The organism is Rhizobium sp. R86522 (assembly GCF_042466255.1).
In the GTDB taxonomy this organism is placed as follows: Bacteria; Pseudomonadota; Alphaproteobacteria; order Rhizobiales; family Rhizobiaceae; genus Allorhizobium.
Genome location: NZ_JAXHBX010000001.1, coordinates 2,609,445 through 2,635,174, shown reverse-complemented (window position 1 = coordinate 2,635,174; position 25,730 = coordinate 2,609,445). Strand labels below are relative to the sequence as shown.

General features: G+C 61.9%; 26 protein-coding genes. 14 read left to right on the top strand and 12 right to left on the bottom strand.

The genetic code is table 11. From position 1 onward, the window contains the following. Entirely contained in the window at positions 1-699 is a 699-nt protein-coding gene (locus tag SJY08_RS12895) for an RES family NAD+ phosphorylase (protein ID WP_377276077.1), read from the top strand. Between the two features lie 124 nt (positions 700-823). Here SJY08_RS12895 and ribB read toward each other — a convergent pair whose 3' ends face one another. The 3 genes from ribB to SJY08_RS12880 all read right to left on the bottom strand — a co-directional run bounded on the left by ribB (position 824) and on the right by SJY08_RS12880 (position 6,259). After that, the gene (gene ribB, locus SJY08_RS12890; RefSeq protein ID WP_054148930.1) at positions 824-1,924 is read right to left on the bottom strand and encodes a 3,4-dihydroxy-2-butanone-4-phosphate synthase; all 1,101 of its coding nucleotides are present in this window, start codon (positions 1,922-1,924) and stop codon (positions 824-826) included. 11 nt (positions 1,925-1,935) lie between these two features. Beyond that, complete coding sequence (aroC, locus tag SJY08_RS12885) at positions 1,936-3,030, bottom strand: chorismate synthase (RefSeq protein WP_377276074.1); 1,095 nt, start codon at positions 3,028-3,030, stop codon at positions 1,936-1,938. A gap of 175 nt (positions 3,031-3,205) precedes the next feature. Further along, positions 3,206-6,259 (bottom strand): EAL domain-containing protein, encoded by a 3,054-nt coding sequence (locus SJY08_RS12880; protein WP_377276072.1) that lies wholly within the window; start codon positions 6,257-6,259, stop codon positions 3,206-3,208. Positions 6,260-6,549: 290 nt separating this feature from the next. On the opposite strand from SJY08_RS12880, the gene SJY08_RS12875 reads away from it, so the two are divergent. Continuing rightward, entirely contained in the window at positions 6,550-6,810 is a 261-nt protein-coding gene (locus SJY08_RS12875) for a DUF1344 domain-containing protein (RefSeq protein WP_054148933.1), read from the top strand. A 39-nt stretch (positions 6,811-6,849) separates the two neighbouring features. On the opposite strand, the gene SJY08_RS12870 is transcribed toward SJY08_RS12875, so the two are convergent. From SJY08_RS12870 to SJY08_RS12855, 4 genes are all read right to left on the bottom strand, one after another. Then, positions 6,850-7,440 (bottom strand): histidine phosphatase family protein, encoded by a 591-nt coding sequence (locus tag SJY08_RS12870; RefSeq protein WP_054148991.1) that lies wholly within the window; start codon positions 7,438-7,440, stop codon positions 6,850-6,852. A 16-nt stretch (positions 7,441-7,456) separates the two neighbouring features. Further along, the gene (gene fabI / locus SJY08_RS12865) at positions 7,457-8,275 is read right to left on the bottom strand and encodes an enoyl-ACP reductase FabI (RefSeq protein ID WP_054148934.1); all 819 of its coding nucleotides are present in this window, start codon (positions 8,273-8,275) and stop codon (positions 7,457-7,459) included. Between the two features lie 253 nt (positions 8,276-8,528). Next, positions 8,529-9,800, bottom strand: a complete 1,272-nt coding sequence (locus tag SJY08_RS12860; protein WP_153761656.1) for a DnaJ domain-containing protein — start codon at positions 9,798-9,800, stop codon at positions 8,529-8,531. A 223-nt stretch (positions 9,801-10,023) separates the two neighbouring features. Next, a complete protein-coding gene (locus SJY08_RS12855) occupies positions 10,024-10,479 on the bottom strand; it encodes an RT0821/Lpp0805 family surface protein (RefSeq protein WP_371418425.1) in 456 nt (151 codons plus the stop codon). A gap of 65 nt (positions 10,480-10,544) precedes the next feature. On the opposite strand from SJY08_RS12855, the gene pdxH reads away from it, so the two are divergent. Beyond that, entirely contained in the window at positions 10,545-11,165 is a 621-nt protein-coding gene (pdxH, locus tag SJY08_RS12850) for a pyridoxamine 5'-phosphate oxidase (RefSeq protein ID WP_054148936.1), read from the top strand. 15 nt (positions 11,166-11,180) lie between these two features. On the opposite strand, the gene SJY08_RS12845 is transcribed toward pdxH, so the two are convergent. Continuing rightward, complete coding sequence (locus tag SJY08_RS12845; RefSeq protein ID WP_377278585.1) at positions 11,181-12,227, bottom strand: polysaccharide deacetylase family protein; 1,047 nt, start codon at positions 12,225-12,227, stop codon at positions 11,181-11,183. Positions 12,228-12,312: 85 nt separating this feature from the next. Then, on the bottom strand, positions 12,313-13,803 hold the full coding sequence (locus SJY08_RS12840; protein ID WP_377276068.1) for an MFS transporter: 1,491 nt from the start codon (positions 13,801-13,803) through the stop codon (positions 12,313-12,315). Between the two features lie 79 nt (positions 13,804-13,882). Between SJY08_RS12840 and soxR the strand changes: the two genes are divergently transcribed. After that, positions 13,883-14,326, top strand: a complete 444-nt coding sequence (soxR, locus tag SJY08_RS12835; protein WP_153761658.1) for a redox-sensitive transcriptional activator SoxR — start codon at positions 13,883-13,885, stop codon at positions 14,324-14,326. A 214-nt stretch (positions 14,327-14,540) separates the two neighbouring features. Then, the gene (locus SJY08_RS12830) at positions 14,541-15,857 is read left to right on the top strand and encodes a serine hydrolase (protein WP_377276065.1); all 1,317 of its coding nucleotides are present in this window, start codon (positions 14,541-14,543) and stop codon (positions 15,855-15,857) included. 50 nt (positions 15,858-15,907) lie between these two features. Here SJY08_RS12830 and SJY08_RS12825 read toward each other — a convergent pair whose 3' ends face one another. The 3 genes from SJY08_RS12825 to SJY08_RS12815 all read right to left on the bottom strand — a co-directional run bounded on the left by SJY08_RS12825 (position 15,908) and on the right by SJY08_RS12815 (position 18,339). Continuing rightward, positions 15,908-16,336, bottom strand: a complete 429-nt coding sequence (locus tag SJY08_RS12825; RefSeq protein WP_069041968.1) for a VOC family protein — start codon at positions 16,334-16,336, stop codon at positions 15,908-15,910. Beyond that, complete coding sequence (gene tldD, locus SJY08_RS12820; RefSeq protein WP_377276063.1) at positions 16,333-17,748, bottom strand: metalloprotease TldD; 1,416 nt, start codon at positions 17,746-17,748, stop codon at positions 16,333-16,335. The genes SJY08_RS12825 and tldD overlap by 4 nt, the downstream gene beginning before the upstream one ends. A gap of 111 nt (positions 17,749-17,859) precedes the next feature. Then, positions 17,860-18,339, bottom strand: a complete 480-nt coding sequence (locus SJY08_RS12815) for an invasion associated locus B family protein (RefSeq protein ID WP_371418469.1) — start codon at positions 18,337-18,339, stop codon at positions 17,860-17,862. Between the two features lie 377 nt (positions 18,340-18,716). Between SJY08_RS12815 and coxB the strand changes: the two genes are divergently transcribed. From coxB to SJY08_RS12770, 9 genes are all read left to right on the top strand, one after another. Continuing rightward, on the top strand, positions 18,717-19,601 hold the full coding sequence (coxB, locus tag SJY08_RS12810; RefSeq protein WP_150127435.1) for a cytochrome c oxidase subunit II: 885 nt from the start codon (positions 18,717-18,719) through the stop codon (positions 19,599-19,601). 14 nt (positions 19,602-19,615) lie between these two features. After that, on the top strand, positions 19,616-21,274 hold the full coding sequence (ctaD, locus tag SJY08_RS12805; RefSeq protein ID WP_054148944.1) for a cytochrome c oxidase subunit I: 1,659 nt from the start codon (positions 19,616-19,618) through the stop codon (positions 21,272-21,274). A gap of 90 nt (positions 21,275-21,364) precedes the next feature. After that, complete coding sequence (locus SJY08_RS12800) at positions 21,365-22,321, top strand: heme o synthase (protein WP_054148945.1); 957 nt, start codon at positions 21,365-21,367, stop codon at positions 22,319-22,321. Beyond that, a complete protein-coding gene (locus SJY08_RS12795; protein WP_054148946.1) occupies positions 22,321-22,455 on the top strand; it encodes a hypothetical protein in 135 nt (44 codons plus the stop codon). The genes SJY08_RS12800 and SJY08_RS12795 overlap by 1 nt, the downstream gene beginning before the upstream one ends. A gap of 14 nt (positions 22,456-22,469) precedes the next feature. Continuing rightward, positions 22,470-23,078, top strand: coding sequence for a cytochrome c oxidase assembly protein (locus SJY08_RS12790; RefSeq protein WP_377276059.1), 609 nt, complete (start codon positions 22,470-22,472; stop codon positions 23,076-23,078). A gap of 55 nt (positions 23,079-23,133) precedes the next feature. Beyond that, positions 23,134-24,009, top strand: a complete 876-nt coding sequence (locus SJY08_RS12785) for a cytochrome c oxidase subunit 3 (protein WP_377276057.1) — start codon at positions 23,134-23,136, stop codon at positions 24,007-24,009. Positions 24,010-24,150: 141 nt separating this feature from the next. Next, on the top strand, positions 24,151-24,534 hold the full coding sequence (locus SJY08_RS12780; RefSeq protein ID WP_054148949.1) for a DUF983 domain-containing protein: 384 nt from the start codon (positions 24,151-24,153) through the stop codon (positions 24,532-24,534). A 7-nt stretch (positions 24,535-24,541) separates the two neighbouring features. Continuing rightward, positions 24,542-25,285 carry an SURF1 family protein gene (locus SJY08_RS12775; RefSeq protein ID WP_377278583.1) on the top strand — a complete coding sequence of 248 codons (744 nt, stop codon included), beginning with the start codon at positions 24,542-24,544 and terminating at the stop codon, positions 25,283-25,285. Between the two features lie 72 nt (positions 25,286-25,357). Continuing rightward, a complete protein-coding gene (locus SJY08_RS12770) occupies positions 25,358-25,723 on the top strand; it encodes a DUF1304 domain-containing protein (protein ID WP_377276054.1) in 366 nt (121 codons plus the stop codon). Positions 25,724-25,730 lie beyond the last annotated feature (7 nt).

Sequence of the window (25,730 nt, the reverse complement as noted above, 5' to 3'; positions counted from 1 at the left end):
TTGGAGGTCGACGGCGTTCCGGTGAGCATTGTCGCCTATCCAAGGACCGTGCGTCTCGTCTCCACCGCACGCTTGCGCCAAGCCGTGCTCGCGCCACTCGCCGATACGGCCGATGAACTCGCCGAACTCGCCGAGATCGAGGCGGCCACGTCGACCCGCATCCAGGCCCAGTCAACAGGTATTTCCGGGCTGGCTGCCAACGAGCTGGTCTATGACGTGCCACATGCGCATTTCATCAATGCTAGCTTCGCCTATGCCAAGCCGCGCGAACCCAATCGCTTCAACGGTGAGACCCGGGGTGCCTGGTATGCGGCGCTCGGCGTAGGCACCTGCCTCGCCGAAATCGCCTTTCACATGACGGAATTCCTGTCACGAACGGGCGTCTATGAAGCGGTGGCCGATTATGCGGAAATGCTCTGCAGCACGTCGGGAGAATTCCTCGACCTGAGGACGCTGCCCGATCATCCGGCGCTCTCGCCGGATAAGGCGCTCGGCTACCCGGAGGGCAACCGACTGGCACTCGAAGCCAGACGGTCCGGGCTGAACGGCATCGTCTACCCGTCAGTCCGCCACGATAGCGGAACCTGCTTTGCCATATTGCGTCCCGCTGCCGTCCAGTCGGTGCGCCAGGGGGACGTCTGGCGGCTGAGCTGGAAAGGCAGGCCAGAGCCGGTAATCGAGGGGCCGATCGGGTTCTGAGCTTTTCGGCGGCATTCGGGTCACTCCACCCTCCCCTTGAGGGGGAGGGTCGGACCGAAGGTCCGGGGTGGGGTGATCAGGCGGCTGTCAGCCGCCACATCGCATCAATCGAGAGGGAAGGCCCTCAGACGATCTCCGTCGCCGAAATCTTGATGCCAAAACCTTCGAGCCCGACATAGTGGCGCTCGCGCGACGAGAAGAGCCGGATCGAGGTGACGCCGAGGTCCTTCAGGATCTGCGCGCCGAGCCCGATTTCCAGCCATTCGCTTTCGCGTGCCTGCGCTTCCGAATGATCTTCGCGGTCATGCTTGCCGCTGCGCGCGGTGGTGGAGACACCCACACCGACGGACCCCTCGCGCAGATAGACGATCACGCCGCGGCCCTTGTCGGCGATCCGCTTCATGATGCCATCGACCTGCCGGTTGGTGCCGAAGACATCCTGGCCGACATGCTCGAGATGCAGGCGAACCGGAATGTCCTCGCCGTCCCGGATGTCGCCAAAGACGACGGCGAGATGCTGCATCGGGTCCCAGGGCAGGGAATAGGCATAGGCCTTGGCCGCGCCATAGGGCGTCTGCAGATCGAACTTGGAGACCAGCTGGATCAGCGTCTCCTTGCGCTGGCGATAGGCGATGAGGTCGGCGACCGACACCTGCTTCAAGCCATGCTTCACGGCAAAATCGGCAACCTGCTGGCCACGCGTCACGGTGCCGTCGTCATTGACGAGTTCGCAGATGACGCCGATCGGTGGCAGGCCCGCAAGCTTGCAAAGGTCGACGGCGGCTTCGGTATGACCCGAGCGCATCAGAACCCCGCCTTCGCGAGCGACCAGCGGGAAGATGTGCCCGGGGCGAACGAAATCTGAAGGGCCGACATTCGGGTTGGCTAGATTCCGCACCGTCAGCGTCCGGTCGTCTGCCGAAATGCCGGTTGTCGTGCCGTGCTTGAAGTCGACGGAGACGGTGAAGGCCGTGGTATGCGCGCTGTCGTTCTCCGCCACCATCGCCGAGAGGTTCAGGCGCTTGGCCTCTTCCTTCGGCATCGGCGTACAGACGATGCCCGAGGTGTGGCGCACGATGAAGGCCATCTTGTCGGCGGTGCAGTGAACGGCGGCAACAATCAAGTCCCCTTCGTTCTCGCGGCCGTCATCGTCGGTGACGACGACGATCTCGCCGGCTTCAAAGGCGCGGATCGCCTCGACGACGCGCTTCTGGTCATAGCTCATGGGGCAAGTCCTTATCTGGTCCGGCCGTTCTGGCCGCGGTCTCTCAGGATATGGTCGAGAATGGTGCAGGCGAGCATGGCCTCGCCGACGGGCACGGCGCGGATGCCAACGCAGGGGTCGTGGCGGCCCTTCGTCCTGACATCCACTTCGTTGCCATCGGCATCGATCGAGCGCTTCTCGGTCAGGATCGACGAAGTCGGCTTGATGGCGAAGCGCGCAACGATGGGCTCGCCGGTCGAAATACCGCCGAGCACGCCGCCGGCATGGTTCGACAGGAATACAGGCTTTCCGTCCGCCCCGATCCGCATCTCGTCGGCGTTCTCCTCACCGGTGATTTCGGCGGCCTGGAAGCCGTTTCCGACCTCGACGCCCTTCACCGCATTGATCGACATGAGGCCGGCTGCGATCTCCTGGTCGAGCTTGCCATAGACGGGTGCGCCGATGCCGGCCGGCACGCCTTCGGCTACCACTTCGATCACGGCACCGATAGAGGAGCCTGCCTTGCGAATGCCGTCGAGATACTCCTCGAAGACGGGAACCATCGCGGCATCAGGGCAGAAGAACGGGTTCTGTTCGACCTGCGCCCAGTCCCAGTTCTCGCGGTTGATCTTGTGCGTGCCGATCTGCACCAGCGCGCCACGAATGGTGACGCCGGGCATGGCAAGCCGGGCCAGCGCACCGGCTGCCACGCGGGCGGCCGTCTCGCGGGCGGACGAGCGTCCGCCGCCACGATAGTCGCGGATCCCGTATTTCAGATCATAGGTATAGTCGGCATGGCCGGGGCGATAACGCTTGGCGATCTCGCCGTAATCCTTGGAGCGCTGGTCGGTATTCTCGATGAACAGCGAGACCGGCGTACCCGTCGTGATCATCGTGCCGTCTTCCTGCGGCATGACGCCGGAGAGTACTTTCACGATGTCGTCTTCGCGCCGCTGGGTGACGAAACGCGACTGGCCGGGTTTGCGCTTGTCCATGAAGACCTGCAGATCCTCCTGGGCGAAGCGGACACCCGGAGGGCAGCCGTCGACAACAGCGCCAAGCGCCGGCCCGTGGCTTTCGCCCCAGGTGGTGACGCGGAAGAGGTGACCGAAGGTATTGTGCGACATGCGTATGCTACCGTCCCATTCTCGTCCGCCGGAACGTCTTCCGGCGGGCCCTGCCTTGGATGGCGTCACTCATAGAGCAAATTGACAATTTCTGTGAAGCGCTTTTGCGCCGCGCGCCGCCGATTTGCGACGACACAGTGTCACCGAGGCGTCTGTGATCCGGCCGTGCGCCGGCTCAAGACGCCTTGCGCTGTGGCAGGCGGTCGACGAAGCGGGTGAAATCCTCAAACGAGAGCGGTTTGGCGAAGGCGTAACCCTGCAGGTAGTCGCAGCCGAGCTGGCGCAGAATGCCGGCATGTTCATGGGTTTCGACGCCTTCGGCAACTGTCTCGATGCCGAGCGAGCGGGCAATCTCGACGATATTGCGCACCAGGCTTCGTTCCTGCGGCTGGACCGTGACCGGCATGACCAGCTGGCGGTCGATCTTCAGCCGCTTCGGCTTGAGCTTCAGGAGCGATACGATCGAGGTATGGCCGGTTCCGAAATCGTCGATTTCGATGTCGATGCCGAGCGCCTTGATCCTCTCGATATTCTCGGAGGCGAACGTGTCGCTATCGTCGAGGAAGATCGACTCCACCAGTTCGAAACAGATCGAACCGGGCGTGATCGAAAGGCCCTTCAACTGGTCGATCAGGTTGTCGTCATGCAGGCGCTTGGAGGAGACGTTGACCGAAATGCGCGGTACCTGCATGCCGAGCGCCGTCCAGCGCATCTGGTCCTTGAGTGCCGTCTGCAGCACCAGTTCGTCGATGCGTGCCATCACGTTCAGGTCTTCGGCGACCTTCAGGAAGTTGCCGGAGGCGAGGATGCCGCGGTCCGGATGGCGCCAGCGGATCAGGGCTTCGGCGCCACAGAGCTGCATGCTGGAGGCCTCGAATTGCGGCTGGTACCAGACGATGAATTCGTCGCGGTCGAGACCGGCCAGCATGTCGTCGGCCATGCGTTTCTTGGCGACGATGTTGGCCTGCAGGTCCGGGGTGAAGAATTCGTAGCAGTTCCGGCCCTTTTCCTTAGCCTGGTACAGCGCGATATCGGCGTTGATCAGCACCTTGCGCGGGTCGGGTGCCGCGCCCTGGGATTGCGCAACCCCGATCGAGACGCCGCAGCGGCAATCGAAGCCTTCGAAGTCAAGCGGCTGGCGCATCTCGTCGATGATCTTGTTGGCGAGCGTCGCCAGCTCGTCGACCGAAGTCTGCCGCCGTGCCAGCACCACGAATTCATCGCCGCCGATGCGGGCGACGAGATCGCCGCGCGGCACGTGTTTCATCAGGATGCGGGAGGCATGCACCAGCATGGCATCACCAGCCGCATGGCCGAGCGTGTCGTTGATTTCCTTGAAGCGGTCGAGGTCGAGATGCAGGATCGCGAACTTCGACGATTGGCGGTTGCCATTGCGTGCCAGCGTGTCGAGTTCGAGGTCGAGCTTACGGCGGTTCGCGAGCGATGTCAGCGGGTCGTGCAGGGCGTTGAACTCGATGCGGTTCTTGGCGAGCTCCAGCTCGATGTTGCGCATGTCGGCTTCCGCCTTGGCATTGCGCAGTTGTTCGGCAAGCAGCGCGTCGGCGGTCACGTCGAAGGCAATGCCGATCAGCTTCTTCTTGCCGTCGCGCCCGATATGCGGCTGGCCGACCGAGCGGATGTAGCGAATTTCGCCATTCTGCAACACCACTCTCTGTGTCGTGTTGATGATATGGTCGAGCGTGACCGCCCGCTTTGTGGCAAGCTGGATCTCGCCGCGGTCGTCCGGATGAAGGCGTGACAGCCAGACGTGTTCGGCAACGGGCTTGTCGCTGAACGGTATGCCGTAGAGCTGATGCATGCGCTCGTCCCAGATGGCGCTCTTCGTAACGGGATCGCCTTCCCAGGTGCCGCAATTGTATGAGCCGAGTGCCAGATCCAGACGCTGCGAGGCTTCCGCCAGCTGGTGCTCGCGGCTTGAGAGTTCCTCAAGGGCAAGCTCCAGCTCGGCGTTCTTGATGTCGCTGTTTTCCTTCGCGCGGCTCAGCGACTGGGTGACCAGCGTATCGGTCGTCACGTCGCAGACGATACCGGTGATGCTGCCGTCGCTGGTGCGGGCGCCAACTGAACGCAGATAGCGGAAACTGTCGTCGGAGAGCGGAACGCGGTAGCTGATGTCCCATTGGTCGACGGTCGCGGCCACAACGGAATCGAAATAGAATTGTTCGGCGCGACCGATATCGTCGGCATGCAGACAGGCGAACCAGTCTGCCAGGCGGTCTTCTTCGTCGGTCAGGCTGTTGGGCAGGCCATGCAGGCCGGCGCTGCGGCTGTCCCAAATGAGCGCATGGGTCGATGCGTCGATCTCCCAGATGCCGATATTGGAGGTTTCCAGTGCGAGTTGAAAACGCTGCGACAGTTCGACAAGCCGCTGTTCGCGCGCTCTCAGACGCTTGATGTTCAGGTTGCGCTCGCGCAGCAGGAAGAGGGCGAGCAGCACGGAACTCGTCATCGCGATGACGCCGGCCAGGACCAGGAGGCGGCTCGGTAGCAGCCTGTTCATTGCCGCATCCCAGCCATCGGCTGGTACGCCATAGAGATTGTAGCCCAGACGCCCGCCGACAGACGCGGTGCTGATCGGGTTGTCATCGAAAATCGTCTCGTCACCGAAGACTTCATCGGTGCCATCGGCGGATGGCATCACGATGGCGACCTTGGTGTGGTCATGCCCTTCATGGTCTGGCACATCGACCTCGGCCAGCAGTCCGTGATGGTCGAAGAAGCGGCCAGCGTCGATGTCGACGACCAGTGAAATCCATGCCGTACTGGACTGCCATGAGACAGGCGGGACCGGGATATCGACGCTGATGGTCCGCGAATCCCTTGTGACCTTAGGCGTAAAGGCCATGCGAGCGGGATCGTCGAGTGGGGCGAGGCGAATGCTGTCAAGCTGCGGGTTGTCGGTGATCAGGCGATTGACCGTCCGATTGAACTCCAACGGAGAAAGCAGGCCGTCGTCGGCGATGTCGTCCGCCAGGGAAAGAGCAATGTTGATGTCTTGATCCAGATGAGTCTCGATGTCGGACTGCACACGCAGCAGGCGATCCAGGATCCCGTGCTCGATGCGCCCGCGTTCGGTAAGCGCGGTCTGGCGGTCGATCATCAGTCCTGCGGACACGATGAGTACGCTCAGCACAGCCGCGCCGATCAGCCAGAGCATGCCGTTGCTCAGTCGCCTGTCGGCACGCGCGTCCATCGTCAACTTGCGCAAGTGTATGCTTCCCCTGATCCCGATTGCGCTAAGCCTATGGCTCTGCGGTTAATTTAGGATTTCGGCAGGGGCAGGTTTTTTTATCGTTTCGCTGTTTAGGGGGCGCACATGGTCCTTGAGCCAGAGCACGAGCCCACAGATTGTCGGGGGACAGCGGCGAACGCGCTTGATCCCGGTTGCCCTTCGGGTCCACTATCCCCCGAAATGAGTTTGTCAGGGGCGAATTCCGCCACATTCAGGAGGCTAGTTTGCAGTCGGTTTCAGCAGTGATTTGGTCGAGGGTGGTTTGCATGCGTGTCGTTATATCCCTGCTTCTCGCCACCGCAGGCTTCCTGTCGCCGGTCAGCGTCTATGCCGGCAGCGCCGATGTGGAAGCCACCATTCGTGATGTGAACATCGATGGAATGAACCTTGTTCTCGATGACGGCAAGACCTATGCCGTTCCCTCAGAATTCAACTTCGAGGGTCTCGAACCGGGCCAGAAGGTTCTCGTCTTCTACACGGAAGTGGACGGCAAGCGGGTCGTCGACGATCTGGAACTGCTGCAGTAGCAAGCGCGGGGCCGCCCGAAGAGGGCGGCACGGTCGATCTCAGATCCAGTCTATCAATTTTCGGTCGCGATCGATTTTCAGGATCCGATCCTGCGGAATGTTCATCTCGCAGGCCTCGTCCTCACTGACATTGCCAATCAGCCGGAAGCAGCTGCGGATAACGCCACCATGGCTGACGCAGACGGTCGGCCGTTCGACAGAGGTCAGCCAGGCGCCGATCCGCCAGGACAGGATCTCATAGCTTTCCGCATCGTCGCCGGGCGGAATGAAGCCCCATTTCTGGCGCGCCCGTTCCTCGACCCGCTCTGGCGAGACCTCTGCCAGTTCCGGCAGGGTCGAGCCTTCCCAATCGCCGAAGGAAAGCTCCTTCAGCCGCTCGTCGAGCCGGTAGTCGGCAGGGGGAAGGCCCATGGCGGTGCGCACCCGTTCCATCGTGTCGCGCGTGCGTCCGAGCGGGGAGCTCACAAAGTCGAAATCCCCGGCGCGGCCGCCGAGGATCTGGGCGAGCTTGCGCCCGTTTTCGCTGGCCTGCTGGCGGCCGGTGTCGTTGAGGCCGATATCCTTCTGGCCTTGCATCCGGCCCTCGGCATTCCAATCGGTCTGGCCGTGACGGATCATGTAGATGAGCACGGCGCAGTCTCCGAATTCAGTCTTTGCCGAGAACGATGTCGGGCGCATCGACCGACTTCATGCCGACCGTGTGATAACCGCAGTCGACATGATGCACTTCGCCGGAAACGCCGGTCGAGAGGTCGGACAAGAGATACATGCCCGACTTGCCGACTTCGTCGGTCGTGACGTTGCGCTTCAGCGGCGAATGATACTCGTTCCACTTGAGGATATAGCGGAAATCGCCGATGCCGGAAGCTGCAAGCGTCTTGATCGGGCCGGCCGAGATCGCGTTGACGCGGATGCCGCGGCCACCCATGTCGACGGCGAGATAGCGCACGGACGCTTCGAGTGCGGCCTTCGCCACACCCATGACGTTGTAGTGCGGCATGACCTTTTCGGCGCCGTAATAGGTGAGCGTCAGAAGCGAACCGCCGTCATTCATGATCTTCTCGGCACGCGCCGCAACGGCGGTGAAGGAATAAACCGAGATATCCATCGTCCGGGCGAAGTTGTCGCGCGTCGTCTCGATGTAGCGTCCCGTCAGCTCGTCCTTGTCGGAAAAGGCGATGGCATGCACGACGAAGTCGATCTTGCCCCACTTGGCTTCGATATTGCTGAAGACGGCGTCGATGCTTTCGAGATTGGTCACGTCGCAGTCGCCGGCAAGAAAGGCATCCAGTTCCTGTGCGAGCGGCTCGACACGCTTCTTAAGCGCATCGCCCTGCCATGTGAGGGCAATCTCGGCACCCTGGTCACGACAGGCCTTCGCGATGCCCCAAGCGATGGAGCGATTGTTGGCGACACCCATGATGACGCCGCGCTTGCCTGCCATAAGGCCGGAACCCTGAACCATATCGAGACCCTTTAAGACGTTCGGTGGAGTTGCCTATGGCATAGGCCGATCCGGGGTTCAAGATTGCAGGCTCAGATCGACGGGACACGGCCCCGACATCCATCACAACGTCAGGAATCACTCATTTAGCAGGCGGAAATCTGCAGGGCTGAAGCGCAACAATTGCCGCCGGGCCCAAACGACAGGCTCGCCGAAAATGCTGTGCACAATAGGAGGTCGAAACCTGGAGACCTGTCACCAGGACCCAAGGGGCTCAGATATAGAGCCCCTCGCGCATCAGCCGCATCAGGTCGGTGACCTTCTCGTCCGGCTTTTCCCAGAGCATCACGCGCAGTTCGACGACAAGCGCGCCACGGCCGTCTTCGGCGTTGGGAAGGCCGAGGTCGTCGATTCGGATGACCTGATCGGAGTTCGACCAGGCGGGCACCGTGACGGGCACCATGGTCCCGTCAGGTCCTTCGACCTGGGTCTCGCAGCCCAGCACGGCGTTTTCGAGTGTGATCGGCAACACGGTGCGGATATCGAACTGGTCGACCGCGAAGCGATCGGCGCGCAGCACCTTGATCGTCACGGCGACATCGCCGCGCTGCAGGCCCTGGAACTTCAGCCCCTGACCCTTGAGGCGCACGACATGGCCCTCGGTCACACCGTTGAGCGGCACGCGCACTTCGCGCCCGTCGTTCAGGGTGATCGACACGGATTTTTGCTCGAGCAGATCGGCAATCGCGACCACGGCATCCGCAAAGATATCGGGTGCCTTTTCCGGCAGCGGCGGCGGGGCGCCGCGCAGGCGACGCACCAGCGAACTGAAGAGCTCGATCGGCGCCAGCAGGGGCGATGCCGCCGGCTTCAGGGGAATGCCCTCTTGGAGCTCTGCGGCCTCCTGCTCGCGGCGCAGGCTTTCAGCGGCTGCTGCCGCTTCCGGGCTATCGCCGAAAATGCGTGAAGCGGCTTCCTCCGGGCCTGAAGCCGTGCCGCCGACGGTAGCGCTCGGACCCGATTTAGGGCCAGCGCTTGCACCGGCAGTCGAAGTCTTGTCGGTGCCGGTCGCAGAAGCCGTTTCTGCGGCTGCATCCTTCGCACCGGATTCGGCCTGGGCTTTGGTCTTTGCCTCGGCGGCCTGTTCCTTTGCAGCCTTCGCCTTGGCGGCCTGGGCTGCCTGGGTCGCATCCGCCTTGGCTTTCTCCGCCTCGGCGCGCGCCAGCTCCTCAAGCACGCGCTCGGCATTTATCTTGGCCTGCTTGGCTTTTTCCGCCGCCTCGCGCGCTGCCTGGCGCTGCTGCATGATCGTCTGTTCGCGTTCCAAGGCTTCCACCTTCATGCGCTGTTGATCGTATCGGTTCCGCTTGGCCGGATCCTTGAGCACTTCGTAGGCGCGGCCGATCTCGGCAAACCTGTTGTGGGCCTGCGGATCGTCACGGTTCTTGTCCGGATGTACGGATTTCGCCTTCGTGCGCCATGCTGCCTTGATCTCGTCAGAGCCGGCATCGCGTTTCACGCCAAGGATCGAATAAAAATCTCGCATCGAGGACACCAACACACCTCAGGCGGAAAAGGTCCGTTCATCGGGCCCCATCCGTAAAACTTACATGCCGCCCTGCCGAATTCATGCAGATCCGGACGCTACAGTCTGGGGAACCGTCGCATGCCATATGCTAATCGAAGGTTAGCCGAAGGCAGGCAGGCGACCTCATTCTTCCGGTTTGCTTAAGCAAGTCTTTCTAATGCGACCGAAATCGATCCGCCGTTTACGATCGGCGGTCGAAGCTCAACAGCTGCCAGTTGCCGGTGCCGGATGTGCACGTCTTGCCGGAGAAGTAGGCGATGCCTTCATAGGAATGTCGGGTCGTCGAGAAGTTGCGGCAGATGACGCCGTCACCTTTCTCTTCCTGGATGGCGGTCACGACACCGGCACTGCCGGTCGTCGCATTAGCCCAGGGAAGCGGCTTGCCCTCGGTCTTGGACAGATCCGCGGACGAAACAGCGCTTTGCACGGTGAGTTCGTCGGAGCGGCTCGTGGGGTTGCCACTCTTTACGACAGTCGATGTTGAGATCGAACTGTCGACCGTATCCGAGCCGAACAGGTCCATGCTGCTGCCGAAGCAACCGCTGAGCGGAAGTGTCGCAGTGATGATGAGCAAGATCGAGCTTCTACGCATGCACCAACCCTTTGTCCGCTCGACCGATTTTGCTATGTCTGCCAAGGGGCCTGCGATCCAGTGCTTCGTCATCGACGGCCAATATGCATATCGGGAGCATTTTACACAATATGTCAGATATCGGGTTAACAACTGGTGACTTCACCGAAGAGAGCGAACCCTTTGCGCTCTTCGCCACCTGGCTGAAGGATGCCGAGGCCTCGGAGATCAACGATCCCAATGCGGTGGCACTCGCCACCGTGGATGCGGATGGCCTGCCGAATGTCCGTATGGTGCTGCTCAAGGGTTTCGATGTCAGGGGTTTCGTTTTCTACACGAATTTCGAGAGCCAGAAGGGACAGGAAATTCTCGGCCAGAAAAAGGCAGCCATGTGTTTTCATTGGAAATCGCTGCGCCGCCAGATCCGCCTGAGGGGCGATGTCGAGGTGGTTTCCGATGAGGAGGCCGACGAATATTACCAGTCCCGGCCGCTTGGCAGCCGGATCGGTGCCTGGGCTTCAAAGCAGTCCCGGCCGCTCGAAGGCCGCTTCGCGCTGGAAAAGGCGGTCGCCGAATACACCGCGAAATATGCGCTCGGAAACGTCCCACGCCCGCCCCATTGGTCGGGCCTCCGCATCATTCCGCGCTCGATCGAGTTCTGGCACGATCGCAAGTTCCGCCTGCACGACCGCATCGAATTCCGCCGCGACGCGGAAGGCGACGGCTGGTCCAAGGTCCGGATGTATCCCTGATCAGGGGGGAGGGGCTCAGCCGCCGACAAGCTTCGAAGGCAGCCCCGACGCCAGCGCCTCGACATAGCGCGACTTCTGATAGAGCCCGTTCAGCGAGATCCGCGGCAGAAGCTGCGGGCTCGCCATCGAGGCTGGCGTCAATGTGCCCGGCCGTGTGGTCACCGACAGCTTGAAGCCCGCCCAGTCGGCATAGCCTGCCGTCCGGACCGTTGCGCTCCGCGCATCGCCATAAGGATAAGCGAAGGTGAGGGGGCGCGTGCCGGTGATGCCGGCAACATATTCGGCGCTCTCGTTATACTCCTGCAACAATGCCTCGTCGTTGAGATCGGCAAGGCCGCGATGGCTCACGGTATGCGCTCCGTAGGAGACCAGCGGGTTGCGGGTCAGGGCGGCAAGTTCCTCCCGATCCATGACCGTTTCGGAAACCAGCGCATGCGGGTTGATACCGGCAGCATTCGCCGCCGCATCGAGTTGCGCCACTCCCTTCGCTTCGTCGCCCGCCATCAGCAGGCGCGCGGCGGCGTCGAATGCGGCACACTTGGCGCTAGTCGAGCTGCAGTCGATGTCGATCCGCCCTGCCGGCAGGCAGAGAGCCACCCTTTGCCGGGCCCCGATCAGGGCCGCAAGCGTCTCCCACCACATCGTATGGCTGCGCTCCGAAAGCCCCTTGCAGACGAAGATGGTGAAAGGAACCCCGTGACGCTCGAAGACCGGCAGGGCATGGTCGCGATTGTCGCGAAACCCGTCGTCGAGTGTGAAGACGGCAAAGGGCTGTCCGCCTTCGGGTTCGGCAAGAGCCACCGGCACCTCGTCCAGTCGGAGGAAGCGATAGCCGCGCCGGATTAGCGTCTGGATCGCTGCGTCGAGGAAGTCGGGCGTGATGTCGAGATGCCGGTTCGGCTGGAACGGTCTGGCATCGCCCGGCCGGACGTGATGCAGCGTGAAGATCACCCCGCGGCCCCGAAGGCCACCCGCCAGCCCGAGCCGCGACAAGAGGAAGGAGATCTCCAGCCCCCCAGTGATTGCCGCTCGCTTCAGCTTATGTTTGAACCGTCCCGCCATAACCTCTGCCTGAAATGTCATTGACTGCAATGCCAGACAGGCTACCCCCGAACCCTTAAGGCAGGTTCAACACGTCGTCTCAATATTATGGCGAATGCGGCGGCAGCTCCGCAGCCAGCCGGGTTGCCCGTCGAGCAAGCAGCATGGCAGGGATCGTCCACAGTACCGGAATGAGGAATGTCGCCGAGAAAGCGGCCCGGGAGGTCTCGCTTGTAGAGGTCTCTGCCAAGCCGAGACTGTTGCCCGCCAGGCCGGCAAAGGCCGCACCGATTGCGAAGCCCGCCGATTGCAGCGTCGGAATGAGCCCCGAAGTCTTGTCTCGCTCGGTACGCGTACTCGTTTCCATAAGCATCTGGCTCAGAAAGGCCCAGCTGGCGCCGAAAGCCGCACCGACCACGATCTGGCCCGTGACCAGCAGTAAAAGCGATCCCTGCTGAAAGCCGAGGGCAACCAGGAGCATGCCGCAGCATTGCAGGAGCGGTCCGGACTCGATTGCCCGCCGCCGCGCGCGCTCCGTCCCGACATGAGCAACAAGTACGGCGACAAGGCTCCAGCTCATCGCCATGATCGCGCCAAGCCCACCGGCCGCCAGCGGACCGAAGCCGAAGCCATGCTGCAGCCCCAAGACGAAATAGACGCTGCTGGTCGCTTGGGCGACGGGCATGAGAAGAACCAGCCAAAGACCCGCCCCGACCGTTGACGAAAGACCAAAGGCTTCCGCCGGCATCAGACCCGTTGGAAGTACCCGATCGCGGCGAACGCTTGCGACCAGAAGGGCAATGCCGAGCACCACCAGCACGGCCGAGGTCAGAGGCTCGGCCATGACGCCTGAGGACAGAATCATCAGAAGGCCCACTGACAGCAGTACGAGCGGGGAGAGCGGCACCCCGGCAAACGCGGCGACTGTCTCGTCGCGCGGCCTTGCCGTGAACAGTGCGAGAAGAAGAAAGACCAGCCCGAACGGCAGATTGATCAGGAATGCTGTCCTCCAGGAAAAGCTCTCCGCCAGCCAGCCGGCGGCAAACGGTCCGCCGAAGGAAGCACATGTCCACACCAGCGCTTCCACGCCAAAGACCTTGGGCACCAGACGCGACGGATAGAGGGCTGGAATGAGCGCGTAACAGATCGCAGCGACCACGCCTTCGCCGAGCCCCTGTCCGAGCCGCCCGAGCAGAACCTGCTCCATCGTCGACGCAAACGCTGCCGTCAGAGTGCCGACGAGGAAGACCAGTGTCGCCACGACCAAGGCGCGGCGGGCGCCGAAGCGTTGTTTGAACTGGGCTGCGGTCACGCCGGCGACGATTGACCCGATCAGGTAAAGTGAGACGGACCAGGCGATGAGGTGGCCGCCGCCGATCTCGGCAATCGCGCTCGGCAGCACGGTGGAAACGAAGAAGCCGTTAAAGGCAAAGAGCGCAACCCCCATGCTCAGCATCAGCGTGGTGGATAGGTGTTCGCGCGACAGAAGATCGAGCCAGCCGCCCGGCTCGCTCGGCGGCGTCTTGAACTCATCAATCATGTCCGGAATCGACGGTAGGGAAGGGCCGGCCGGTTTGTCGGTCGTGCTGTCGGTCATTCGTGAACTCACTTTGCGAAATGGCATTGGATGCGACTTCACGCGATGCTACAACCTCAACAAAGGTTGAGGTAAAGCCATGCCCGAACAAAAAAACCATCTGACCGTCGGAGATGTCGCCCGCCGCAGCGGACTGGCCGTGTCCGCCATCCATTTCTACGAGCGCAAGGGTCTGATCTTCGCCGACAGGACGGGCGGCAATCAGCGCCGCTACGGCCGCGACGTGCTGCGCAGGCTCGCCTTGATCCGCGCCGCGCAAGAGGTGGGGCTCCCGCTCTCGGAAGTCGCCGAGGCGCTGTCCGCACTGCCGCAGAAGCGCACGCCGACGCCCCAAGACTGGCGTGAGATTGCCACCCGCTGGGCCGAGAGGCTCGACCAGCGCATCCGCATTCTCGAAGGCCTGCGGCATGATCTCGACGGCTGCATTGGCTGTGGCTGCCTGTCTCTCCAGCGCTGCCAGCTGGTCAATCCCGCAGACCGGCTGGGTGAAGAAGGGACTGGCGCTGTGACCTTCGCCCGCTGACGCCTTCGTGACCGTCCGTGCCAGCATTCGCGCAATCGATTAACCATCTGTTGACCATGATCGGGCGACCTTCTGTGGATCGATGGTTGCATTTGATTCCGATCGGCTGATTGTCGCCCCATTCTTGCCATAGGGCCTCAACCCGAAGACGGCGGATCGATCGAATCGAACCAGTCGCAGTCATCATTGAAATCCGGGCGGCATTGGAGTTTTCATGAGCAAGTTGCTGATCGCGTTCTCGTTTTGCGTGGCGATCCTCTCCCTCTCGACGACAGCCCAGGCAGGAAGTGCCCAGCTTCTCCTCGATGCCCGGACCGGCGAAGTCCTCGCCTCCGAGAACCCGGATGTGCTCAATCACCCGGCATCGCTGACCAAGATGATGTCCGTCTACATGGTTTTCGACGCGATCAAGGCCGGCAAGCTCAGCTGGGATAGCCCCGTTCCCTTTTCGAAACATGCCGCCTCCCGCCCGCCGACCAAGCTCTTCGTCAAGGCAGGCGACAGCATCACCGTCCGCGAAGCCGTACTCGCCATGATCGTCCGCTCGGCCAATGACGCCTCGGCTGCGATCGGCGAGAAGATCGGCGGCAGTGAAGAGGGCTTTGCGGCCCTGATGACCCGCAAGGCCCGCTCGCTCGGCATGATGAACACCACCTTCTTCAATGCCTCCGGCCTGCCGCATCCCCGGCAGTTTACCACGGCCCGCGACATGTCGACCCTCGGTGTCGCCCTGATGCGCGACTTCCCGAAGGAATATGAACTCTTCGCCACCAAGAGCTTCAAGTTCCGCGGCAAGACGATAAACGGTCACAACAACCTCATGTATCGCTACAAGGGCATGGACGGCATCAAGACCGGCTATACCAACGCGTCAGGCTTCAATCTGGTCAGCGCAGTCGAGCATGATGGCCGCCGCGTCATCGGCGTCGTCATGGGCGGCCGCACGGCTGCCAGCCGCGACAAGATCATGGAGCGTTTGATCGACGCCAGCATCAAGAAGGCCTCGACCGGCCAACAGCTTCTCGTCTCCCGTTCGACCGGCGCGCAGATGGATCTCGCCCGCCTTGGCGACGAGGTACCGGTTCCGGTTTCCCGCCAGTCGGCGCTGGCCGCAGTGCAGGGGCTCGTCGGAGCAATAGGGACCGCGACGCCGGGCACCGCCTCGGCTTATGCGCCATCGTCACAGGCCGAAACCGCAGACCTCGTCGCGACACCGGCAAGCCGCTTTGCTGCCGTCGACCCGCAGCAGACCGCCAGCACGCCTTCGACGTCTTTCGAACGCAGGTGGCAGGTCCAGATTGCCGCCGCGACATCCGCCCAGGCAGCCATGGACTTGCTGTCCCAGGCCCGCCAGAAGGTCGGTGGCCCGCTTCAGGGGCTCGACACCTATACCGAAATGGTCACCCGCAACGGCATCACCTTCTACCGCGCCCGTTTCACCGGATTCGAGACCAAGGAAGCGGCTCGTGCGGCCTGCGATAAGCTGGTGCGCCAGCGCTACGACTGCGTCCTGATGCCCGCGCGGGGGTGAGGGGCTCGATGCAGGCTTCCGCAGCGGCTATCGAGTGGTGACTGCGAAGGCTAGCGGTCTAGATCGCGTTCACCCAAGTCTTCGTAGAGCCTTAGCAGATAACCATCCGGATCCGGCACGACGAACTGCCGGTTGCCGACCTCACGATCGCCGCGCCGGTACCACTTCTCTTCGAGCGGCAGATATAGAGACACTCCGGCCGTAGCAAGCCGCTTCAGAACGGGTGCAACCTGCGGCACCAGGATCTGCAGATTCAGGCCGCGGCCAAGTGACCGTTCGACAGGAGCGTCCTGAACCTCGAAGGTCCGCCCGATCCCAATCTGGTCGATCATCAGCTGCGCGTCTCCGAGGGTCAGAAAACTGAAGCCCTCTTCGGGCCGCTCATAGGCAACCTCGAATCCAACAAGATCGCAGTAGAAGGCGCGGCTCGTCCGCCAGTCGCTGACCGCCAGTTCGGGGACGAGCGCGTTTTCCCTCAAGCCTTCGTCCCGCCCACCGTGATCTGGTCCATCCGCAGATGCGGCTGACCAACGCCGACGGGCACCCATTGACCGGCCTTGCCACAATTGCCGATGCCCGTGTCAAGCTTGGTGTCGTTGCCGATCATCGAGATGCGCTTCATCGCATCGGGACCGTTGCCGATCAGCATGGCGCCCTTGACCGGTGCGCCGATCTTGCCGTTTTCGATCAGATAGGCCTCGGTGCAGCCGAAGACGAACTTGCCCGAGGTGATGTCGACCTGACCGCCGCCGAAGGATACGGCATAGATGCCCTTCTTCACCGAGGCGATGATCTCTTCCGGCGTCTTGTCGCCCGAGAGCATGTAGGTATTGGTCATGCGCGGCATGGGCTGGTGGGCATAACCCTGGCGACGTCCGTTGCCGGTCGCCTTCATGCCCATCAATCGGGCATTCTGCCGATCTTGCATGTAGCCGACCAGTTTGCCGTTCTCGATCAGAACGTTGTAGGCGGACGGCGTGCCCTCGTCGTCGACGGTGATCGATCCGCGCCTGTCATTGATCGTGCCGTCGTCCACAACGGTGACGCCAGGAGCCGCCACCATCTCGCCCATCAGGCCGGCAAAGGCCGACGTCTTCTTGCGGTTGAAGTCACCTTCCAGCCCGTGGCCGACTGCCTCGTGCAGCATGACGCCCGGCCAGCCATTGCCGAGCACGATGTCCATGGTACCGGCCGGCGCCTCCTGGGCTTCGAGATTGACCAGCGCCTGGCGCAATGCGTCGTCGGCACCACGGCGCCAGCTCTCCTCGGTCAGGAACTCGTTGAAGCTCATGCGGCCGCCGGTGCCGAAGGAGCCGCTTTCCTGGCGGTCGCCCTGGCCGGTGACAACGGAAATATTGATGCGGGTCATCGGCCGGATGTCGCGCACCCGGTGGCCGTCGGCACGCAGGATCTCGACCACCTGCCAGCTTGCGCCGACGGTTGCCGTGACCTGCCGCACCTTGGGATCCTTGTCGCGCAGATAGGCATCGATCTCCGAGAGCAGCTTCACCTTCTCCTCGAAGGTCGGGGAGCCGATCGGGTTGCCGTCACCATAGAGTTTGGCATTGGTCCGCTGTGGCGCCGTCGCATAGGAGCCGGAATAACCATGGGTCACCGCACCGACGGCGTCGGCGGCACGGGAGAGGGCGGCTAGCGACAATTCACCGGAATGGGCATAACCGACCGCTTCGTCGGCCACGGCGCGCAACCCGAACCCCTGGTCCGTGTTGAAAGAGCCACCCTTCAGGCGACCATTGTCGAAGGTCAGCGATTCCGCCTGGGCATGTTCGACGAACAACTCTCCGTCGTCGGCGCCCTTGAGAGCATCCGCAACGCGCCGCGTCAGCGTGGCTTCGTCGCAATCGAAGAGGGAGATAAGGTCCTGGGTCATGAATGTCTCCTTGGGCGCTGGCATCAAGCATGTAGGCGCGCAACGAAAGAGGGGCAAGCCCGCCGGACTTGCCCCTGTCTATAATGTCATCACGATCAGGCGACCGCGCCCTTACGGCAGTGTGTCATAGCCTTCGCCGAAGCCGGCAAGCTCGATCGGAATGCCGACGCGGTCCTGGTCTGCCGATTCGCGCAGCGCAAAGACGGCTGCCTTGCCGGCCCGCAGGATCTTCATCAGCTCTTCGTCGATCTCGACTTCGACATAGCAGCCTTCCGAGAAGCAGCGGGTGAAATAGGCCCGACCGATATTGTTGCCGTCGACGAAGAGCTCCATGCCGTCCTTCAGGAGAACGCCGAGCGGTGCGAGAATGCGCAGGATGCGGGCCTTGCGATCAGCGGTCTTCAGCACGACGACGGAAAGGCCGACTTCCGGCCTGTCTTCCGCAATAACGTTCTGCATCAGCGCACATTGTTCTTCCGAAGCGCCGGCCGGCTTGTCGCAGATGACAGACCAGGCGCCGTGGTTGGAGCGGATCGAGCCCGGCTGTTGTTGCGGTTGCTGGCTCAGCGCCGGAGTGGCGAGTGCGGCCATCAGCACGGCGCTCGCGGTCAGGCTCGACCAGGCAAGTCTAGGCAGACCCATGAAAACCTCTGGAAAACGAATCATTGACGACATTCTTGTCGCGAGGGTCCACAAATGGAAGCCCCGACCCCTGTTTTAAGGTCGAGTGCGGCATAATTGGGACTGCGTTTTTGGATGCAGAAGCGCAATCATGCGCCTCATGGTGCCCCAACTGGTTAAAGCCTGTGTATCGCGGTCGCATGTATTTGATGAAGCGCAAAAATGCCGCACCGCCTTTCGCGCGGGCGTATTGCGATTGCGGCCAATCTGTGATTTGAAACGGCGACACTAGCATGATTTTTGCGCTATGGTTTGATGTGGATCAAGCGCTTGTGGGAGACCAAACCGTGATGAAGAGAACCTATGCAGCCTTGGCCGCCTTGGCCTGTCTGCTTTTCGCTTCTGTAGGCTTCGCCGATCAGCCGAAGCCCTGGCAGATGGGTATGCAGGAACCAGCCACCTCCATCATGGAGTTCAACAGCTGGTTCGAGCAGTACACACTGTGGTTCATCGTTCCGATCACCATCTTTGTTCTGATTCTCCTGATCGTCGTGGTCGTGAAGTTCCGCGCCGCCGCCAATCCGGTGCCGTCGAAGACGAGCCACAATACGACGATCGAGATCGTCTGGACGGTTGCTCCGGTTCTCATTCTCTTCGCGATTGCGATCCCGTCCTTCAACCTGCTGACCTATCAGCTGAAGATGCCGGAAAACCCCGACATCACCATCAAGGCGACCGCCACCCAATGGCTTTGGTCCTACGAATATGAGGGCGAGCAGGCCGTCTCCTTCGACAGCTACATGCTGAAGGAAACCGACCGCGCCGACGCCGGCAAGGAAGATGTCGCGCGTTATCCGCGCCTTCTGGCCGTCGACAACGAAGTCGTCGTTCCCGTCGGCAAGACGGTTCGCCTGCTGGTCACAGCCGCCCCCACCGACGTTATCCACGCTTTCGCAATGCCGGCCTTCGGCATCAAGATCGACGCCATCCCGGGCCGCCTGAACGAAACCTGGTTCCGCGCCGACCGTGAAGGTCTCTACTACGGCCAGTGTTCGGAGCTGTGTGGCAAGGACCACGCCTACATGCCGATCGCCATCCGCGTCGTCACCGACGAGCAGTATGCGACCTGGCTTGAGGCTGCGACCTCGGATCTGTCGGGCGCCAACCGCGCTCTCATGGCTGCTGTTGACGGCGCTCCCGCCGTCCAGACTGCCGAAAACACAACGAACTGAGAGGAGTGAGGTCAATGGCTGGCTCTGTTGCCCACGACGAACACGCACATCACGACCATAAGCCGGGCTTCTTCGCTCGCTGGTTTCTGTCCACCAACCACAAGGACATTGGTACCCTCTACCTGATCTTCGCGATCGTCGCGGGTATCATCGGTGCAGCCCTCTCGGTTGCCATGCGTATGGAGCTCCAGGACCCGGGCATCCAGATCTTCCACGGTCTGGCCCAGATGGTCTACGGCTTCGAAGGTGATGCTGCCATCGACGGCGGCAAGCACATGTACAACGTCTTCACGACGGCGCACGCCCTGATCATGATCTTCTTCATGGTCATGCCGGCGCTGATCGGCGGCTTCGCCAACTGGATGATCCCGATCATGATCGGCGCACCGGACATGGCCTTCCCGCGCCTCAACAACATCTCGTTCTGGCTGATCGTCCCGGCCTTCCTGCTGCTCGTCCTCTCGATGTTCGTCGAAGGTCCGGCAGGCGCCTATGGCGTCGGTGGCGGCTGGACGCTCTATCCGCCGCTGGCGACCTCTGGACAGCCGGGACCTGCGGTTGACCTTGCGATCTTCGCGCTTCACGTCTCCGGTGCGTCCTCGATCCTCGGTGCAATCAACTTCATCACCACGATCCTGAACATGCGCGCTCCGGGCATGACGCTGCACAAGATGCCGCTCTTTGCCTGGGCCGTTCTGGTCACCGCCTTCCTGCTGCTGCTGTCGCTCCCGGTTCTCGCCGGCGGCATCACCATGCTGCTGACCGACCGCAACTTCGGCACGGCCTTCTTCTCGCCTGAAGGCGGTGGTGACCCGGTTCTCTACCAGCACCTGTTCTGGTTCTTCGGTCACCCGGAAGTCTACATCCTGATCCTGCCCGGTTTCGGCATTGTCAGCCACATCATCTCGACCTTCTCGAAGAAGCCGGTCTTCGGTTACCTCGGCATGGCCTATGCCATGGTTGGCATCGGTGCCGTCGGCTTCGTCGTGTGGGCTCACCACATGTACACGGTCGGCCTGTCGCTCCAGGCGCAGCGCTACTTCCTCTTCGCAACCATGGTCATCGCGGTGCCGACCGGCATCAAGATCTTCTCGTGGATTGCAACGATGTGGGGCGGTTCGCTGACCTTCAAGACCCCGATGGTCTGGTCGATCGGCTTCATCTTCCTGTTCACCGTCGGTGGCGTCACGGGTGTCCAGCTCGCCAATGCCGGTCTCGACCGTTCGCTGCATGACACCTACTACGTCGTGGCCCACTTCCACTACGTTCTGTCGCTCGGCGCCGTCTTCGCGATCTTCGCCGGCTGGTACTACTGGTTCCCGAAGATCACCGGCTACATGTACAACGAGTTTGTTGGCCACCTTCACTTCTGGGTCATGTTCATCGGCGTGAACCTGGTGTTCTTCCCGCAGCACTTCCTCGGCCTTGCCGGCATGCCGCGCCGCTACATCGACTATCCGGATGCCTATGCCGGCTGGAACTATGTCTCGTCGATCGGCTCCTACATCTCGGCCTTTGCGGTTCTCGTCTTCCTCTACGGCGTCTTCGAAGCCTTCGCCAAGAAGCGCGTCGCTGGCGACAACCCCTGGGGTGAAGGTGCGACCACGCTGGAATGGCAGCTGTCTTCGCCGCCGCCTTACCACCAGTGGGAACAGCTGCCGAAGATCAAGTAAGCAGCGCCTAACCTGCGAAACGCTAACGGGCGCCGCGATCTTCGGGATCGCGGCGCCCGCAAAGCCAAACGAAAGACGGAATTCGAAAGCATGACGGTCATCGACAATCGCGACGTATTCGGCATCGAAGGCGAGGTTCGCCTGTCCGAAGCGAACCCGCGCGATTTCTTCGCGCTCCTGAAGCCGCGGGTCATGTCGCTCGTCGTCTTCACGGCGCTTGCCGGCCTGGTTCTTGCGCCCGGCGAAATCAATCCGATCATCGGCTTCATCGCGATCCTCTGCATCGCAGTTGGCGCCGGCGCATCCGGCGCGCTGAACATGTGGTACGATGCCGACATCGACGCCATCATGAGCCGCACGGCGACCCGTCCGGTACCGGCCGGTCGCGTCACGCCGGAAGAGGCGCTCGCCTTCGGCCTTGTCCTCTCGGTGTTTTCGGTCGGCGTGCTTGGCCTCGCCGTGAACTGGTTTGCCGCCGGTCTGCTCGCCTTCACCATCTTCTTCTACGCCGTCGTCTATACGATGTGGCTGAAGCGCTCGACCTCGCAGAACATCGTCATCGGCGGTGCGGCCGGCGCCTTTCCGCCCATGGTCGGCTGGGCCTGCGTGACTGGTGGTGTGTCGCTCGACAGCTTCATCCTCTTCATGATCATCTTCCTTTGGACGCCGGCGCATTTCTGGGCGCTCGCGCTGTTCAAGATGAAGGATTATGGTGATGTCGGCGTGCCTATGATGCCGAACGTCGCAGGCATCCCGTCGACCAAGCGTCAGATCGCGGTATACGCTGTGCTGACGGCCATCACCGGCGTGCTGCCGACCTTCACCGGCCTGTCTTCGATCGGTTACGGCATTGTAGCAGCCCTTCTTGGCGCAATCTTCGTGCACTGTTCCATCGCCGTCTGGCGCATGGCCGACGGCGACGAAAAGATGGTGCCGGCCAAGAAGCTGTTCGCCTATTCAATCTTCTATCTCTTCGCGATCTTCTCGGCCCTGATGATCGACTTTTACGTCGCGCCCTTTGCGGCAAGCCTCGGAGGTGCCGCCTGATGGAGACCGTGCAACTGAATGACAAGCAGAAGAAGTCCCGTCGCGGCCGCAACATCGCGCTTGGCGTGGTGCTCGCAGCTCTGGTGGTGATCTTCTACGTCGTAACCATCATCAAGATCGGCAACGTGGGTTAAAGAGGCTTCGCACCGTGACTGTATCGAACGAGAACATCAAGGTTTCGAACCGCCGCAATGTTGGCGTAGCGACCGCCTGTGTCGTCTTCGTCGGCGGCATGGTGGGTATGGCCTATGCGGCCGTTCCGCTCTATCAGATTTTCTGCCAGGTGACCGGCTATGGCGGCACGACCCAGCGGGTGGAGCAGGTCTCGGACGTGGTCCTGGATCGTACGATCAACGTGACCTTCGACGCCAATGCAGCGTCCGGTCTGAACTGGGATTTTAAGGCGGTCGACAAGAAGGTGACGCCGAAGATCGGCGAGACCGTTCAGATCACCTATACCGCGACGAACAATTCGCCCCATCCGGTCACGGGTGAGGCGGTCTTCAACGTCACCCCCGGCGAAGCCGGAGCCTACTTCAATAAAGTCCAGTGCTTCTGCTTCACTGAAACCACGTTGCAGCCGGGCGAGACACTGGAAATGCCGGTCGTCTTCTTCGTCGACCCCGCCATCGTCGAGGCGGATGAGACAAAGGGCATCGGAACGATTACCCTGTCCTACACCTTCTATCCGCGCGCAGATCAGGCGCCGGTGGCCGCACTCGCGGTCGAGGAAGACAAAGGACAGCCGAAACTGTGAGAGGGCTCCGGCTCGCCGGAACTCGTAATGAAATTGACATTCGGGGATTGCTGAAATGGCCGAAGCGCACCAGAAGAACCACGACTACCACATCATCGATCCGAGCCCCTGGCCGCTTCTGGCCTCGATCGGCGCCTTCGTCCTCACCTTCGGTGGCGTCGGCTACATGCGCTACCTCAACGGCGGTTCGCTGAACCTGTTCGGCGTGGATTGGGCCAACCCGTGGCTCTTCTACATCGGCCTTGCGATCGTGCTTTTCACCATGTTCGCCTGGTGGGCAGACACCATAAAGGAAGCCCACGAAGGTCATCACACCCGCGTCGTGTCGCTGCACCTGCGCTACGGCATGATCATGTTCATCGCTTCTGAAGTGATGTTCTTCGTTGCCTGGTTCTGGGCCTTCTTCGATGCCAGCCTCTTCGCCAACGAAGCGATCCAGACGAGCCGCGTCGAGTTCACCGGTGGCCAGTGGCCGCCCGTTGGCATCGAGGTTGTCGATCCCTGGCACCTGCCGCTCTACAACACCGTCATCCTGCTGCTCTCGGGCACCTGTGTGACCTGGGCCCACCATGCCATGCTGCACAACGACCGCAAGGGCCTCGTCTACGGGCTGCTCTTGACCGTGCTGCTCGGCGTCCTGTTCTCCTTCGTGCAGGCCTATGAATACGCAGTCTCGCCCTTCGACTTCAAGAACTCGATCTATGGCGCGACCTTCTTCATGGCGACGGGCTTCCACGGTTTCCACGTTCTGGTCGGTACGATCTTCCTGATCGTCTGCCTGTTCCGTGCGCTTGCCGGCCACTTCACCGCCCAGCAGCATTTCGGCTTCGAAGCCGCCGCCTGGTACTGGCACTTCGTCGACGTGGTCTGGCTGTTCCTCTTCTTCGCCATCTACATCTGGGGCGACTGGGGTGCACCGCTCGCCCATTGATCCGGGTGACGAAAGTCTCAGAAGGGCGGCGAAAGCCGCCCTTCGTGTTTTCGGCCCGTGCGACGATGCGGCACTCGTCGGGAACCACTGCTTGCTCTAAGGGTTGGCCGGGGACACGTAGCAGCATCAAGGAGAGGTTCAGTGACCGAAGACAGCGCAAAATTCCCGCCGGTGGATCCGGTCAAGGCGGCCCTGACCGCGTCGTGCCCCCGCTGCGGCAATGGCAAGCTCTTCGACGGCTTCAGTAAACCGAGAGCTCGCTGCAATTCCTGCGGCCTCGATCTCTCCTGGGTCGACGCCGGCGATGGTCCGGCAATCTTCGTCATCCTGCTCGCCGACTTGCTCGTCGTTGGCTTCGCGGTCTGGGTGGAACTCACCTATCAGCCCTCGATGTGGCTGCACATCCTCGTTTTTGCCCCGCTCGGCGTGGCGCTGACTCTCTGGCTCATGCGTTTCCTGAAGGCATTGCTGATCGCCCTGCAATACAAGCACAATGCCTCCCAAGGGGTGATCGATCGTGGCTAAGACACGGATGAACGAGGCAAATCGCGAGGGTCGCCGCACCTGGCGTTTCTGGCTTGCCCTGGTTCTGGTGCCGGCAGCGCTCGCCATCCTGCTGTCGCTCGGCACCTGGCAGGTCAACCGGCTGCACTGGAAGGAAAGTCTGCTCGCGGACATCCAGGAACGCAGCACGGCCGCCCCCGTGGATGTTGCCACGTTGGAGCGCCTGCTCTCGACCGGCGAACCTGTCGACTATCGTCACGCCACCGCCGGCGGCCGCTACCTGCATGACAAGGAGCGCCATTTCCTGGCGACCTTCGAAGGACAGTCAGGCTTTTACATCTACACCCCGCTCGAACTCGCGGACGGCCGCTATCTCCTCGTCAACCGCGGCTTCGTTCCCTATGACCGCAAGGAGTCCGCCGGACGTGCCGAAGGACAGATCGAAGGTGCGCAGACGGTCACCGGCCTTGCCCGGGCGGAGTTGACGGAAAAGCCCTCTTCGCTTGTTCCCGACAATGACGAGCAGGCGAACATCTTCTACTGGAAGGATCTAAGCCGCATGGCCGCTTCCGTGGATCTGCCGGCCGATCGCGTTCTCCCCTTCTTCCTCGATGCCGATTCGACCCCGGTCGCCGGTGGTCTGCCCAAGGGGGGCGTGACGCAGATCGACCTGCCCAACAATCACATGCAATATGTCATCACCTGGTACGGCCTGGCAGTTGCCCTCGTGGCCGTCGCGGTTGCGGGTCTGTTCAGGCGCAAAACCCGATAGTCCGAAGAGAGCTTTTCGGCTAAACACGCAAGGCCGTGCGGTCCCGATCGATCGCCGCCAAGGGGTACATGCATGTCCTATCTCGCTTCGACACTGGTCGCGCTCGTCGCGCTTGAACACATCTATATTCTGATCCTCGAGATGTTTCTCTGGACCACGCCGACCGGCCGCCGTGCCTTCGGCATGAAACCCGAGCAGGCGGAAGCGACCAAGGTCATGGCTGCCAACCAGGGTCTCTACAACGGCTTCCTCGCCGCCGGCCTGATCTGGGGCCTGCTTCACCCGGATGTCGCCTTCGGCACTCAAATTCAGTTGTTTTTCCTTGGCTGCGTGCTGGTTGCCGGCCTATATGGGGGTGCAACGGCTTCGCGGAAGATCTTCGTCATTCAGGCTCTGCCCGCCGCGCTCGCCATTCTCGCTGTCCTGATTGCCGGCTGACCCGATG